This window comes from Halorarum halophilum (genome assembly GCF_013401515.1).
GTDB classification, from domain to species: domain Archaea; phylum Halobacteriota; class Halobacteria; order Halobacteriales; family Haloferacaceae; genus Halorarum; species Halorarum halophilum.
This window is the reverse complement of the sequence record NZ_CP058529.1, coordinates 3,369,144-3,383,526: the sequence shown is the minus strand read 5'-3', so window position 1 is coordinate 3,383,526 and position 14,383 is coordinate 3,369,144. Positions and strand designations below refer to the sequence as shown.

General features: G+C 69.5%; 12 protein-coding genes. 8 read left to right on the top strand and 4 right to left on the bottom strand.

What is annotated here, in order from left to right; genetic code table 11:
• The first annotated feature begins 58 nt into the window (after nt 1-58).
• The 3 genes from HUG10_RS16775 (at nt 59) to HUG10_RS16765 (ending at nt 2,999) form a co-directional block, all read left to right on the top strand.
• Complete coding sequence (locus HUG10_RS16775; RefSeq protein ID WP_179170654.1) at nt 59-1,027, top strand: ROK family protein; 969 nt, start codon at nt 59-61, stop codon at nt 1,025-1,027.
• Nucleotides 1,028-1,153: 126 nt separating this feature from the next.
• Nucleotides 1,154-2,605, top strand: coding sequence for an LVIVD repeat-containing protein (locus HUG10_RS16770; RefSeq protein ID WP_179170653.1), 1,452 nt, complete (start codon nt 1,154-1,156; stop codon nt 2,603-2,605).
• Between the two features lie 73 nt (nt 2,606-2,678).
• The gene (locus HUG10_RS16765) at nt 2,679-2,999 is read left to right on the top strand and encodes a NifU family protein (protein WP_179170652.1); all 321 of its coding nucleotides are present in this window, start codon (nt 2,679-2,681) and stop codon (nt 2,997-2,999) included.
• Nucleotides 3,000-3,138: 139 nt separating this feature from the next.
• On the opposite strand, the gene HUG10_RS16760 is transcribed toward HUG10_RS16765, so the two are convergent.
• Entirely contained in the window at nt 3,139-5,040 is a 1,902-nt protein-coding gene (locus HUG10_RS16760) for a PINc/VapC family ATPase (RefSeq protein WP_179170651.1), read from the bottom strand.
• A 133-nt stretch (nt 5,041-5,173) separates the two neighbouring features.
• Here HUG10_RS16760 and HUG10_RS16755 point away from each other — a divergent pair, with 133 nt between their 5' ends.
• From HUG10_RS16755 to HUG10_RS16745, 3 genes are all read left to right on the top strand, one after another.
• Entirely contained in the window at nt 5,174-6,337 is a 1,164-nt protein-coding gene (locus HUG10_RS16755; protein ID WP_179170650.1) for a M20 family metallopeptidase, read from the top strand.
• 103 nt (nt 6,338-6,440) lie between these two features.
• Nucleotides 6,441-7,967 carry a carboxypeptidase M32 gene (locus tag HUG10_RS16750; RefSeq protein ID WP_179170649.1) on the top strand — a complete coding sequence of 509 codons (1,527 nt, stop codon included), beginning with the start codon at nt 6,441-6,443 and terminating at the stop codon, nt 7,965-7,967.
• A gap of 278 nt (nt 7,968-8,245) precedes the next feature.
• Nucleotides 8,246-9,043 (top strand): class I SAM-dependent methyltransferase, encoded by a 798-nt coding sequence (locus HUG10_RS16745; RefSeq protein WP_179170648.1) that lies wholly within the window; start codon nt 8,246-8,248, stop codon nt 9,041-9,043.
• Nucleotides 9,044-9,070: 27 nt separating this feature from the next.
• On the opposite strand, the gene HUG10_RS16740 is transcribed toward HUG10_RS16745, so the two are convergent.
• Nucleotides 9,071-9,715 carry a DUF7095 family protein gene (locus tag HUG10_RS16740; RefSeq protein ID WP_179170647.1) on the bottom strand — a complete coding sequence of 215 codons (645 nt, stop codon included), beginning with the start codon at nt 9,713-9,715 and terminating at the stop codon, nt 9,071-9,073.
• Nucleotides 9,716-9,957: 242 nt separating this feature from the next.
• On the opposite strand from HUG10_RS16740, the gene ncsA reads away from it, so the two are divergent.
• The gene (gene ncsA / locus HUG10_RS16735) at nt 9,958-10,923 is read left to right on the top strand and encodes a tRNA 2-thiolation protein NcsA (RefSeq protein WP_179170646.1); all 966 of its coding nucleotides are present in this window, start codon (nt 9,958-9,960) and stop codon (nt 10,921-10,923) included.
• Between the two features lie 237 nt (nt 10,924-11,160).
• Here the strand turns inward: ncsA and ftsZ are convergent, their stop codons facing one another.
• Nucleotides 11,161-12,357 (bottom strand): cell division protein FtsZ, encoded by a 1,197-nt coding sequence (ftsZ, locus tag HUG10_RS16730; RefSeq protein WP_179170645.1) that lies wholly within the window; start codon nt 12,355-12,357, stop codon nt 11,161-11,163.
• 1 nt (nt 12,358) lies between these two features.
• Nucleotides 12,359-12,550 carry a ribbon-helix-helix domain-containing protein gene (locus tag HUG10_RS16725; protein ID WP_179170644.1) on the bottom strand — a complete coding sequence of 64 codons (192 nt, stop codon included), beginning with the start codon at nt 12,548-12,550 and terminating at the stop codon, nt 12,359-12,361.
• A 783-nt stretch (nt 12,551-13,333) separates the two neighbouring features.
• Here HUG10_RS16725 and HUG10_RS16720 point away from each other — a divergent pair.
• Nucleotides 13,334-14,320, top strand: coding sequence for an aldo/keto reductase (locus HUG10_RS16720; RefSeq protein ID WP_179170643.1), 987 nt, complete (start codon nt 13,334-13,336; stop codon nt 14,318-14,320).
• The last annotated feature ends 63 nt before the right edge of the window (nt 14,321-14,383 follow it).

Sequence of the window (14,383 nt, the reverse complement as noted above, 5' to 3'; positions counted from 1 at the left end):
ACTCGAAGCCGGGTGAGAAACGGCACCGTTACGTATCGCCGCGGCGAGCATGGTGGTGATGGCTTCGTACGTCGGCGTCGACCTCGGCGCGACGAACGTCCGCGCCGTCGTCGGCGACGAGGAGGCCCGGATCCTTGGTAAAGCACGCCGGTCGACGCCGAACGGCCCGACCGGAATCGCGATCACCGAGGCGGTCCTGGACGTGGTCCGGGACGCCTGCGAGGAGGCCGCCGTCGACCCGGAGACCGTGGTCGCCGCGGGCGTCGCCTCCTTCGGCCCGTTCGACCTCGCGGACGGCGCGGTCGACAACCCGGCCAACTTCCCGGACACCGTCGACCGCATCCCGCTCACCGGCCCCCTCGGGAAACTGCTCGGCACCGACGAGATCCACCTCCACAACGACACCGCCGCCGGCGTCATCGGCGAGCGGTTCCACAGCGAGCGCAACCCCGACGACATGGTGTACCTCACCGTCTCCTCGGGCATCGGCACCGGCGTCTGCGTCGACGGGCACGTGCTCTCCGGGTGGGACGGCAACGCGGGCGAGTTCGGGCACGTCGTCGTCGACCCCGACGGCGCCATGACGTGCGGCTGCGGCCGCGACGGCCACTGGGAGGCGTACTGCTCGGGCGAGAACGTCCCGAAGTACGCCCGCCACCTCCACGAGACGGCCGACGTGGCGACGGACCTCCCCGTCGACTCGGCGGAGTTCGGCGCCGCCGACGTGTTCACGGCACACGGCGAGGACCCGCTCGCGGACCTCGTCGTCGAGCGCATACAGCAGTGGAACCTCATCGGCGTCACGAACATCGTCCACGCGTACGCCCCGCTCGTCATCTTCGTCGGCGGCGCGGTCGCGCTGAAGAACCCCGAACTCGTCGTCGACCACGTCAGGGAGCACCTGGAGAGCCAGGTGTTCACGAACGTCCCCGACGTGCGCCTCACCGAACTCGGCGACGACGTGGTCGTGAAGGGGGCGCTCGCCTCGGCGCTCACCGGCGGCACCGGCGACCGGAGCCGCCTGTAAGACGCGGACAGTCAGCCACCCGTTCTTCCACGCCGGCCCGATCCGTCATCCGTCGTTCCACCGCCGGTTCCGCCCGTCACCTGCCCCCTCCGCCACCCCTATCCCCGTCCGCGTCACATTCACTGTATGCGACGACGCGACGCGCTCCGCGCAGGCGTTGGGTTCCTCGGGGCGGTTCCGTTCGTCGGCCGTGGAGCCGCACAGGACGGCACGGCGACCGGCTCCGCTGGCTACGAACCGCTCGGCCGCCTCGAACTGGACGGGACGAAGGAGGCGGTCGTCGACCCCGACGGCGACGTCGTCTACCTCGCGCTCACCGACGGCTACGGGGTCGTCGACGTCTCCGACCCCGCGAACCCCGCGGTCCTCGCCGAGCGCCGAGACCTCCGCGCCGACACAGAGGACGGCGCGATGCGGCAGATCCACGACGTGAAGCACTCCGGCGACACGCTGGCTGTCGTCGGCCCGGCGAACTCCGTCCGCGAGGGCTCGGCTGGCGCGCTGCTCGTGGACGTCTCCGACCCCGCGAACCCGACGGAGCGCGCGTTCTTCCCGACCGACTACCCGATCCACAACTGCTTCCTCGACGGGTCGACCCTCTATCTCACCGCCAACGGCGTCGACGGCAATCCGCTCGTCGTCGTCGACGCGAGCGGCGACGACCCGACCGAACTCGCCCGCTGGTCGCTCACGGACCACGAACCCGCCTGGCGGGACGTGCGCTCGAACCTCCGTCCGCTCCACGACGTGTGGGTGCGGGACGGCCTCGCCGGGCTGGCGTACTGGGACGCCGGAACGTACCTCCTCGACGTGAGCGACCCGTCGGCGCCCTCGCACGTGGGAACCATCCCCGCGAGCGACCCGGAGGCGCTGGCCGACCCGCCGGCACGGGAGTCGCTCTCCCCGCCGGGGAACCACCACTACGCCGCCACCGACCCGGCGAACGACCTCCTCGGGGTGGGCAAGGAGTCCTGGGGCGCGCAGGTCGACGGCGAGTACGAGGGCGGCCCGAGTGGGATCGACCTGTACGACGTCTCCGATCCGAGCGCACCAGAGCACCTGTCGACCGTCTCGCCGCCGCCCACGCCCGACCCGTCCTTCTCGGGCGTCTGGACGACCGCGCACAACTTCGAACTCCGCGACGGGACGCTGTACTCCTCGTGGTACCAGGGCGGGGTGAAGCGCCACGACGTCTCCGACCCGTCGAACCCCGTGGAGGAGACGTGGTGGGTCGACCCGGACGCGACGCGGTTCTGGGCCGCCCCCGTCGTTACGCCGGGCGAACTGTTCGTCGCGCCCTCGATGGGCACCGACGACGGAACGGCGGGCCTGTGGACGTTCCCCGACGAGGCCGGAACCGGCGGCGACCCCGACGCGTTACGGGAATCCGGCACCTCGACGGCCACGGACGATCCCACCGCGTCCACCACGCCGTCGGCGTCGACGTCCTCGCCGACCGACGCGACGAGGACGGAGTCGTCCTCCACCGCCGCCGCGGCCGGGTTCGGGGCGACCGCCGCGCTCGGCGGACTCGGTCTCGCGGCGTGGCGCGCGCTCGCGGGGCGTGAAGAACCCTGAGACACTTTCGTTCGAGCCCCCGAAACCCGGTGGAACCGCAAGCTTTCAAGGCTCGGACCGCTAGGATTCGGTAATGAACGACCTCGCTGAGCGCGTGGAGGAGTGGATGGTCGGGCAGATGCCCATCATCCAGATGCACGGCGGGACGAGCGTCGTGCGCGAGGCCGACCCGGAGTCCGGACTGGTCGTCGTGGAACTCGGGGGGACCTGCTCGGGCTGTGGCATCTCCGACATCACCGCACAGAACATCAAGCGCGACCTCATCATGGACTTCGAGGAGGTCGACGACGTGCAGGTGAAGGTGCCCGACACGGGGGACATGGGGGCGAGCACCGTCGAGGGCGGCCGCGGCGGCGACCTCCAGTTCTCGACCGAGTCCGGCGACCACTTCTAAGTCGTTCCCTTGGAAACGTCGCTGTTCTACTGCAGTCGATAGTGAAAGCGCTCTCAACCCGGCGGACCTCGACACCCTCGACGTAGGCGCGAACTGTTCGTATCCCGAAATCCCGCCGGGAGGACCGATAACGACCCGTTTACGCCGGCACCACAGTGATCGTCTGCTTCCTATCGATCGCGTCCTCGAGCTCCTCCGCGATCGCCGATCCGCGCGACACCTGGATGTCGCCGCCGCGCCCGACCGTCGCCGTGAACAGGTACTCGCCGCCCGCGCGCACTTCGACCGTCTCGCCCACGTGCTCGTCCATCCGGACCACGACGTGACGGCTGGTGATCTCGGGCTGGACGACCTCGCCCTGCGGCTTCGGCGTCCCGCCGGCACCGCCCGCCGCCCCGCCCTGTGCCCCACCGTCGGCCGCGTCGAAACCGCCCGCGCCGCCGGAGCCGGCGGGTCGTTCCGAGTGGGTGCGCACGTCGATGTCGATGCCGAGGCGGTTCTCGATGTCGGTGATCCGGCCGCCACCCTTCCCGATGACGTAGCTGATGTCGTCCTCGTCGACGTAGACGACGGCGTCGTTCTGCCCCTGGAGCTCCACGTCGACGTGGCCGCGCGCGACCGAGCGGATCTCCCGCTCGATCTCCTGTTTCGCGATGCGGCCGACGCCCGTCTCGGCCTCGCCCTCGTCGGCGTCGAGCGGCACCGTGACGACCTGGCGGTTGAACGTGTAGATCTCGTAGGCGGGCGTGCCGGTCTCGAAGTCGACGACCTGGATGACCGGGCGGGCGAGGTCCTCGGCGGTCAGGCCGGCGGGGACCTTCACCTGCGTGGTGACGTCGTACACCGTGTCGACCTCGCCGGCCTCGATGAACACGACGGTGTCGACGACCTGCGGGATCATCCCGAGTTCGACCCGGCCGACGAGCCGCTGGAGCGCGTCGATGGCGCGGGTCGCGTGGGTCACCCCGACCAGCCCGACGCCCGCGAGCCGCATGTCCGCGAACACCTCGAAGTCGTGGGTCTTGCGGACCTCGTCGTAGATGGTGTAGTCCGGACGCACGAGCAGCAGCGAGTCGGCCGTCTTGGCCATGTCGCCGCCGAGCGCGGTGTACTGGGTGATCTCGTCGGACACCTGCAGGTCGCGCGGTTTCTCCATCGTCTTCACGGCGTAGTCGTTCTCGTTCAGGAACTCCGCGACCGCCTGCGCGAACGTGGACTTGCCGGCGCCGGGCGCCCCCGCGATGAGCACGCCGCGCTGGCGCTCGAGGAACCGGTCGCGCAGTTCGTCGGCGAACTCGTAGTCGTCGAGCGTCGTCTTCGCGACCGGGCGGACCGCGGTGATCTCGATGCCGTCGGAGAACGGCGGCCGGGCGACCGCGATGCGGTAGTTCCGGTACTGGACGATCGTCATCCCGGGCTCCGAGAGCTCGATGAACCCCTGGGGGGACGCGCGGGCGGTCGCCTCGACGTCGTTGGCCCACTCGGCCATCTGCGCCTCCTCGACGACGTCCTCGTCGATGACCTCGTAGCGCATCTCGCCGATGGTTCCCCGCTTGGCCTTCGGCCGCGTGCCGGTCTTCAGGTGGACCGACATCGTCTCCTCGGTGAAGAACGACTCGATGGCCAGCCCGTCGTCCTTCCGGCCGCGGACCTCGGCCTCGACGTACTCCACGTCCAGCCCGGTCGCCTCGCCGGTCTCGGCCTGCACGTAGTCGCTCGTCAGGAGGGTCGCGTCGTGCTCGACGGCCAGTTCGCGGATGAGCGCGTCGATGTCGCCCTCGCCCGCGCCCTGCTGTTCGGCCGCGGAGGGTCGTCGGCCGACGAACTCGGCCTCGATGACGCCCTCCTTCGACAGTTCGGCGAGCCGCTGGAGCTCCGCGATGCCGTCCCAGCCGGTGTCCAGGCCCTCGTTGGCCTGCCGTTCCAGTTCGGCGACGACCGCCTCGGGGACGAACACCGTCGCCCCCTCGTAGCTCCCGTCCTCGATCCGCTCGGACACGCGCCCGTCGATGACCGCGCTGGTGTCCGGTACGACGTTCATGGTTGGTATCGGGGCGGGAACCCTTTAATTGCTTCAATCCCGCGATGACGCGGTCGAGACGGCCGCGTTCCCACCGTCGCCGTTCGACCGCCGATGCCCGGAAGGTTTTGACCCTCCCCGCGGAGGACCCCCTATGGACCAACGGGAACTCGCGAGCCTCACCGCCGAACTCGTCTCGGTGCCGAGCCACGAGGACGAGACGGCCGCGGGCGACACCATCGAAGCGTGGCTGCGACAGGAGACGGACGCCGATGTGACCCGCGACGGGCACGGGAACGTCGTCGCCCGCCGTGGCGACCCGTCGGCGCCGTCGCTCGCGCTCGTCGGCCACCACGACGTCGTCCCGCCGGGCGAACCGCAGGTCGACGAGGCGGGCGAGTACGTCGTGGAGGAACGCGACGGACGGCTGTACGGCCGCGGGAGCGCGGACATGAAGGGCGCGGTCGCGGCCGCGATGCTGGCGTTCCGGGACGCGGAGGTCGAAGGGGCCTCCAGGGACCGGTCGGGGGCCGGCGACGCCGAGAGGGGCGGAACCGCCGAGGATGGCGGAATCAAACTGGTGTTCGCCTCGTTCGTCGGCGAGGAGATCGGGGGGGTCGGCGCGCGCGGCGCCATCAACGACGGCTTCGTCCCGGACTACGCGATCGTCGCCGAGGGGTCCACGAACTACTCGAAACCGGGCGTCACGGACGTCGTCATCGCGCACAGGGGGCGGCGCGCCAGCACGCTCGTCGCCCACGGCGCGAACGCCCACGCCAGCGTGCCCGAGAAGGGCGTAAACGCGGTGTACCGCGCCTGCGACGCCGTCGGCGTCGTGCGTGAGCTCGACTACCCGGAGGTCGACGTGTACGGCGAGCGCGTCCGCGGGAGCATCGCCGTCACCGAGATCGACGGCGGGAGCGCCTGGAACGTCATCCCGGACAGCTGCACGGTGACCGTCGACGAACGGACCGTTCCCGGCGAGTACGCGCCGCTCGACCGGGCCGAGGAGATCGAGGGCGTGGAGTGGCGCGTCGACCAGGACCTGCCGCCGATGGCGTGCTCAGACGACGCCTTCGCCGACGCCGTGCTCGACGCGGCGGGCGACGTTCAGGAGGGGGAGCCGGAACACGTCACGAAGCCGCACGCGACCGACGCCGGGTGGCTCGCTGAGGCCGGAACCGCCTGCGTCGTCTGCGGGGCGTCCGAGCCCGGCGAGGCCCACACCGACACCGAGAGCGTCTCGCTGGCCGTCCTGTCGCGATGTTACCGGATCTACCGGACGACCGCGGAGTACGGGACCTCCTTCGCGGAGTAGCGCGCCGGCGTGCCCGGCGACGCCGACTGCGACCCCACGAACTTCCGGCCGCGACATGCCGGGAACGCACGTTTCAAGGCGCGTGACGGGCAAGAATTGCGCGATGGCAACAGAGGCGGAGACGGCCGATGAGGCCGACGCGTACGCGGAGCTGACCGAGCGGCTCGAACGGGTTACGGCGATCCAGGGTGCGGGCGGCGTCCTGGGCTGGGACCAGCAGGTGATGATGCCCAGGGGCGGGACGCCCGCCCGCTCGAAGCAGCTCTCGGTGCTCTCCTCGATGGGCCACGACGTGCTCACCGACGACCGGACCGGCGAACTGCTCGACCAGTGCGAGGAACTCGACCTCGACGAGGACCGGGCGGCCGTGGTCCGCGAGGCCCGGCGGGAGTACGAGCGCGGGACCGCGGTCCCGCGCGACCTCGTCGAGGAGCTCTCGCGGACCTCCTCGGAGGCGCTCTCGGCGTGGGAGGAGGCGAAGGCGAACGACGACTTCGAGGCGTTCGCACCCCACCTCGAGACGCAGGTCGAACTGAAGCGCGAGTACGCCGAGCACATCGACCCCGACAGGGACGCCTATGCGGTGCTGTTCGAGGACTACGAGCCCTGCCTCCCGCTGGAGCGGGCCGAGGAGATCCTGACCGAACTGAAGGAGACGCTCGTGCCGATGATCGACGAGATCCGGGCGAGCGACGCCGACGTGACGACCGACGCCTTCTCCGGCACGTTCGACACGGACGCCCAGGAGGAACTCTCCCGCGACGTGCTCTCGACGCTCGGGTACGACTGGGACCGCGGCCGGCTGGACGTCTCGACCCACCCGTTCACCTCCGGGAACCAGTTCGACTGCCGCGTGACGACGCGATTCGACGAGTCGGACCCCCTCGGGGCGCTGATGGCGACGGTCCACGAGTTCGGCCACGCGTACTACAACCTCGGGCTCCCGCGGGAGCACTACGGGACGCCCCTGGGCGAGTCGCGGGACCTCTCGGTCCACGAGAGCCAGAGCCGACTCTGGGAGAACCACGTCGGCCGGTCGGCGCCGTTCTGGGAACTGGTCATGCCGACCGTACGCGAGCACTTCCCCGACGTGGACGCGTCGGTCGAGGAGGCCTACCAGTCCGCGAACCAGGTGTACGAGGACAACCTCATCCGCGTCGAGGCGGACGAACTCACCTACCACCTCCACATCGTCATCCGGTTCGAGATCGAGAAGGCGCTCATCGCGGGCGAACTGGACGTGGCGGACGTGCCCGAGGTCTGGAACGAGAAGTACGAGGAGTACCTCGGCATCCGCCCCGAGACGGACGCCGAGGGCTGCCTGCAGGACATCCACTGGAGCCACGGCAACTTCGGCTACTTCCCGACGTACTCGCTCGGCTCCGTGATGGCGACGCAGCTGTTCGACGCCGCGGAGGACGATATCGACGATCTGGACGGGGAGATCCGTGACGGCGAGTTCGGTGACCTGCAGGACTGGCTGCGCGAGAACATCCACCGGCACGGCGCGAAGTACGAGACGAACGAACTCGTGAAGCGCGCGACCGGCGAGGACTTCACGGCCGACTACTTCACGGACTACGTGACCTCGAAGTACGGGGAGCTGTACGACCTGGAAGAATCGGTTTGAGGTTCTGATTCGGATGTAAACGCTGATTTTACAGTCTTTCCTCAGGTCGTGGCCGCTGCTCTCTACCGTGACCCTGGCGGACTCTCGAAGGGCGAGCGCTCTCGATTCGTCCCCGACAATGCAAGCACCGCAGCGACCGGAGGGAGCGAGTCGCGGACGGTCGAGAGCGTGAGGGCTTCGTTCGACAGTCGAAACATCGGCCGGGTCATCCATCGTGGGAACTCGTCATCCGACCCCTTTTCACCGCCCCGCTCCCACGAAAACCGGAACCCGACACAATGCGTCGATTCACGCCCGAGTACCTCAACCGGACGCGCCGCGGGATGTGGGCCTCCCGCGACGCGCTCGCCGATCTCGAACTCGACTCGCGAACCCGGATCCTCGACGTCGGGTGTGGCACCGGCCAACTGACCCGCGTCCTCGCCGAGGAGGCGCCGGGCGCGACCGTCGTCGGCGCCGACGCGGACCTCGGCCTCCTCGACGTCGCCCGACGCGAAACCGACCTCGACTACTGCGCGGCCGACGCCCTCCGACTCCCGTTTCCCGACGACGCCTTCGACCTCGTGGTGTGTCAGGCGCTGCTGATCAACCTCCCCCAACCGGCCGTGGCGGTTCGGGAGTTCGCGCGAGTCTCCGCGGACCTCGTCGCCGCGGTCGAGCCGGACAACGCCGACGTAGGCGTCGCCTCGACCGTCGACGCCGAGGCCGACCTGGAGTCCCGCGTCCGGTCGGCGTACATCGAGGGCGTCGGGACGAACGTCGCGCTCGGGAAGCGGGTACGACAGCTGTTCGGGGAAGCCGGGCTGTCGGACCTCCGGACGCGCCGCTATCACCACGAGAAGCGCGTGGAACCCCCGTACTCGGCGGCCGACCTGGAGAGCGCGAGGAGGAAGGCCAGCGGGACGGGGATCGCCGACCACGAGTCGGAGCTCCGGAGCGCGCTCCCGGAGGGCGCCTACGCCGACCTGCGGCGGGACTGGCGCTCGATGGGTCGGGACGTGATCGAACAGATGGGCGCGGACGAGTACGAGCGGGCCGAAGTCGTCCCGTTCGACGTGACGGTCGGACGGGTCTGAAAACCCCGGGACGCTTCGGCCGACCGCTCAGACGACATCGCCGCGGACCGTCGGCCCCTCCTGACCGTCGCGGTAGGTCCGCACGGCGGCGGCGGCCTCGGATGCCTGCGGCTCGTCGACTCCGAGCATCTCCAACGCGCCCGAGAGCGTGGGGAAGGGGAGCTCCCCGCCGCGGAGCTTTTCCATCGTCTCCTCCGCGCGCGTGCCGTCGGCCCAGAGCTGGACCCCACGTGGATCGAGGATCTGCGCGTAGTTCTCGCGCGCGAGCGCCCCCTTCAGCCGTTGGGTGACGTTCCTGTCGAACGGCGCGTTACACACCTCGAGGTGTACCGGCTCGTCGTCCGGCAGGAGCTGCGCGGCGAGGCACTTCTCGGGGGCCGCGTGGCCGTTGTCGTTCGTGCGGAGGTGCTCCGGGAACTCGCGGGCCCACTCGGCGGAGACGGACTTCCCGACCCCCTTCACTCCGTGGGATGCTTCGAAGTCGGCCTCGGCGTCCGCGTCCCCTCGCATGTGGAGGTCCTTGGTCACGTACACGTCGAGCCGTTCGACCGGGTCGAGCCCCAGTGCGACGTCGCTGTACACCCACACTTCGCGGACGGGCACCGGCATCGGCTCGGATTCGACCGCGTCGACGATGGCGTCGACGCGGTCGAGGGCGGCGGCACGGTCCATGGCCGTGACTGGGCGCCGCGGCTGTAAGCGTCTTGCGTCCCGGAGTCGGGCGGGACGGCAGCGTCGCTCGATGCTGGCGAACAGGCGGTCCCGCTCGTGGCAGTTCGGCGCGCCGTCGGACCGCACACCCGCCACCCGACGCGCCGCGAGCCTCACGTCACGGAGGCGCTGGTCCCGTCTTCGCCCTTCAATCCTCGTACGGGACGAAACCGGTATCCCTCCGCGGTCGGAAGCGACCAGCAATGGACTGCGACAAGTGCGACCGCGCGGCGGTCCACCACGCCGCCTACTCCGGGGCGCACCTCTGTGAAGACCACCTCTGCGAGTCGGTCGAGAAGCGGGTGCGCCGCCGCGTCCGCGAGGACGACCTGCTCCCGGGGGACGCGACGCCGGAGGACCCCGAGCGCTGGGTCATCGGCCTCTCGGGCGGAAAGGACAGCGTCGTGCTCACCCACATCCTCGACGCGACGTTCGCGGAGGACCCCCGAATCGAGATGGTCGCGCTCTCCATCCACGAGGGCATCGAGGGCTACCGCGACGAGTCGCTCGCCGCCTGCGAGGAGCTGGCGGCTGACCTCGACATGCGCCACGAGACGGTGACCTACGAGGAAGAACTCGGCGTCCGGATGGACGACGTAGTCGAGGACGACCCCGAGAACATGGCCGCCTGCGCCTACTGCGGCGTGTTCCGCCGCGACCTGCTGGAGGAGTACGCCGCTGAGTTCGGCGCCGACAAGCTGCTGACGGGCCACAACCTCGACGACGAGGCCCAGACCGCGCTGATGAACTTCCTCGAGGGCGACGTGGCCCAGATGGCGAAGCACTTCGACGCGAGCCTGGGGCCGTTCCCGGAACGCAACGAGTCGGATCACTTCGTCCCGCGCGCGAAGCCGCTCCGCGACGTCCCCGAGAAGGAGGTGGCGCTGTACGCGCACGTCCGGGACCTGCCGGCCCACATCACCGAGTGCCCGCACGCAAGCGAGGCGTACCGCGGGGAGATCCAGCAGTTGCTCCTGAAACTGGAGGAGAACCACCCGGGAACGCGGCACTCGATCATGGCCGGCTACGAGGAGGTGTCCTCGATGGCGACCGACCGCTACCGCGGCGAGGGCGGGCCGGACCTCTCCGAGTGCGAGCGGTGCGGGTCGACGACCGCGCGGGACGTCTGCCGGAAGTGCCGGCTCATCGAGTCGGTCGAGGCCGTGTAAGACGGGTCGCGAACGGTCACCGTCAGGGGTGGTCGATCGACCTGCGTCGTGTACCGGTGTCACCGGCTGACCTGGACGTCTCTCCGCATATTGCAGCACGAAAACGGGGCGTCTCGTTCGGAAACGGGACGCAACGGAACGACGGTGTCGGTGGACCGGGCCGCGTTCGGGCGCCGGTCCGGCTACGGTAGAAGTCTGTTCGGAAACGCGAGCCCCGATGCCGCCTCGGCCGGGTCGTCAGCGGATGACGTCGAGGCCGTTGTTCTTCTCGCGCGTCTCGCGCCCGCCGTCGGACTGCCAGGCGGCCCGCGAGGTGCCGTTTCCGTTCGTGTTCGCCTTCGTCCCCACCTCAAGGTCGCCGCTCTCGCGACCCTCGATGCTCGCGCGGGACTTGTCGGCCTGCTTCTGCGTGCTCGGGCCGAGGACCTGTGCGCTCTGGACGCCGGTCATGATGGCCATGACGCGTACCTTCCCCTTGTACTCGTCCTGGATGCGCGCGCCCCAGATGACGTTCGCGCTGGCTTCGAGCCGCTCCGTGATGTTGTCGGCGATGCCCTCGGCCTCCTTCAGCGTGAGGTCGGGCCCGCCGGTGATGTGGACCAGGCCGCCGCTCGCGCCGCGGTAGTCCACGTCGAGCAGCGGGTGGTTCATCGCGTCGTTGACGACCTCCTGGGTCTTGTTCTTGTCCTGGGTCTCGCCGACGAGCATCACCGCGACGCCGCCCTGGTTCATGATCGTGGACATGTCCGCGTAGTCCAGGTTGATGAGCGAGGGCTGGGTGATCGTCTCCGAGATCCCCTTCACGGTCTCGGCGATGATCTGGTCCATCACCGAGAACGCCTTGCCGATCGGGAGGTTCGGCACGTAGTCGAGCAGGCGGTTGTTGTCGAGGACGATGATCGAGTCGGCCTCGTTGCGGAGGTTCTCGAGGCCCTCCTCGGCCTTCACCGTGCGGGCGCGTTCGACGTTGAACGGCGTCGACACCATGCCGACGACGATGGCGCCCTGGTCCTTGGCGATCTTCGAGACGACTGGCGCCGCGCCGGTGCCGGTGCCGCCACCCATACCGGCGGTGACGAACACGAGGTCCGCGTCGCCGAGGACCTCCTTGATGGTCCCCTGGGCCATCTCGGTGGCGCGCGAACCCATGCTCGGGTCGCCGCCGGCGCCGAGCCCCTGGGTGAGCGACTTGCCGACGAGGATCTTCGTGTCGGCCTCGATCATCTTCAGGTGCTGCTTGTCGGTGTTGATGGCGACGGTCTCCGCGCCCTCGACGCCGATGTTGTACAGCCGGTTGATGGTGTTGTTGCCGGCACCGCCCGCGCCGACGATGACGATCCGGGGCTCCCCGAACTCGTCGTCGTCGTCCATCTCGGACATCTGGCGCTTCTCGGCCTCCGCGTTGTCGAGCGCGTCCTGGACGATATCCTGCATCTTACACCTTCGCCCAGCTGCGCTTGCTCCGTTCGCGGCGGGTGCGCTCGCCCGACGTGTCCGTCTGCTCGTTGAGCATGTCGCGGACCGCCGACCGAATCGCCTCGCTGCGGTTCGGGAACTCGCCGGTCTCGACCATCTGTTCGACCTCCTCGATCTGTTGCTTGGGTATTCGTAGTGTCACACGCTCCATTGGTACATTCCCCCGGTAAGACGGCGAGCACGCGTCCGCGTGCCTCGAGTCCGGACCGCCTGGACGGGGCACCCGTCCGGCGTCAGCGGTCCGTAAGACATTCCGTCTTACGCAGGCGTAATCACAAACCGATTTGTTATAAAGCTACCGGGGGATGTAAGACAGTCCTTCCCCGCCCCGTAAGACGGTAGCGTCGTCCTACCCCGTCGGTTCGGTCCGGTTCCGCCGTGGATTCCGGCGTTCCGGGCTGCAGTACGTCACACGGATGGTCTTGGTCCGGGTTTCTCGCCAGAGCGTCCGGCGGGACCGCGTCAGACGGGCGGACGGGCGTATGACGAATCCCGTCACCCCCGCCATCCCGTCCCGCCACGTGGATCCGAGATGCCGGCAACGGCGGGCCCCGTTCGTCGTGTCAGCGACGTATACACACACCCCGTATTTCAACCTGTCCCTCGTGCGCCGCACGTCGGACTCGGTCGTCGAACGCCGTGTCCCGCCCCTTCGGTACGTCTCCCTGCGTTTACCGGGTATACGCGTCGCTCGGGAGGGGCCACGCGACCGGTGACCTGCGAGGAGTACCCCGACCGGGTTCGGTCCCGACGATCAGTCAACTTGGTCTTCTCGCGCGCGACGTACGCGCGGGAAGACGAATAAGATGTCAACGATCCTGGCGAACGAGAGGACAGGTGAACGGGTTAGCAGGTCGGCGAGCGGGGGAGTTTCCGTACCAGAACCCCTCGCCGGCGTCGTGGGGGTCTTGGCAGGGGCACGCGTGTGCTACGTATGGACCGACGGACACTCGGCGCGGCCGGCCGCGTGACGGAGATCGGACTGGGTACCTGGAACATCGGCGGCGGATGGGGAGACGTCCCGGACGAAGCCGGCCGGGAGGCGGTTCGGGCGGCGCTCGACGCGGGCGTCGACTTCCTCGACACGGCGGACGTGTACGGCGACGGCCGCAGCGAGCGCCACATCGCCGCCGTGCTCGACGAGCGCGAGGCGCACGACGAGGTGACCGTCGCGACGAAGGCCGGTCGCCGGCTCGACCCGCACGACGCGGACCGGTACGACGCGGAGAACCTCGAACGGTTCGTGGATCGATCGCGGGAGAACCTGAACGAGGACACCCTCGACCTCCTCCAGCTCCACTGCCCGCCGACGGACGCGTACTACCAGCCCGAGACGTTCGCCGCGCTCGCGGACCTCAGGAAGCGCGGGAAGATCGCCCACTACGGCGTGAGCGTCGAACGGGTCGAGGAGGCGCTGAAGGCGATCGAGTACCCCGGCGTCGAGACCGTCCAGATCATCTTCAACCCGTTCCGCCAGCGGCCCGCGGGGCTGTTCTTCGAGGAGGCGAGGCGACGCGGCGTCGGCGTCGTCGTCCGCGTCCCGCTCGCTTCCGGGCTCCTCACGGGGGCGATCGACCGCGACGCGACGTTCCCCGAGAACGACCACCGGAACTTCAACCGCGAGGGCGAGGAGTTCGACGTGGGCGAGACGTTCGCCGGCGTCCCGCTCGACGCCGGTGTCGACGCCGTCGAGGCGCTCGAACCGCACGTCCCCGAGGACCTGACGCTCGCACAGTTCACCCTCCGCTGGATCCTCGACCACGACGCCGTCTCGACGGTCATCCCCGGGTCGACGTCGGCCGAGCACATCGCGGAGAACGTCGCCGCGAGCGAGGCCGACCCGCTCCCGCACCGGCTCCACGGGGTGACGCGGGACGTGTACGACGAGCACGTGGCCGAGCACGTCCACCACCGCTGGTAGCGAAGTGACCGCCCGGCAGCGGTGGCCAGTTCACCTTTGGGGCTCGCGAACCGAGGCGTCGAT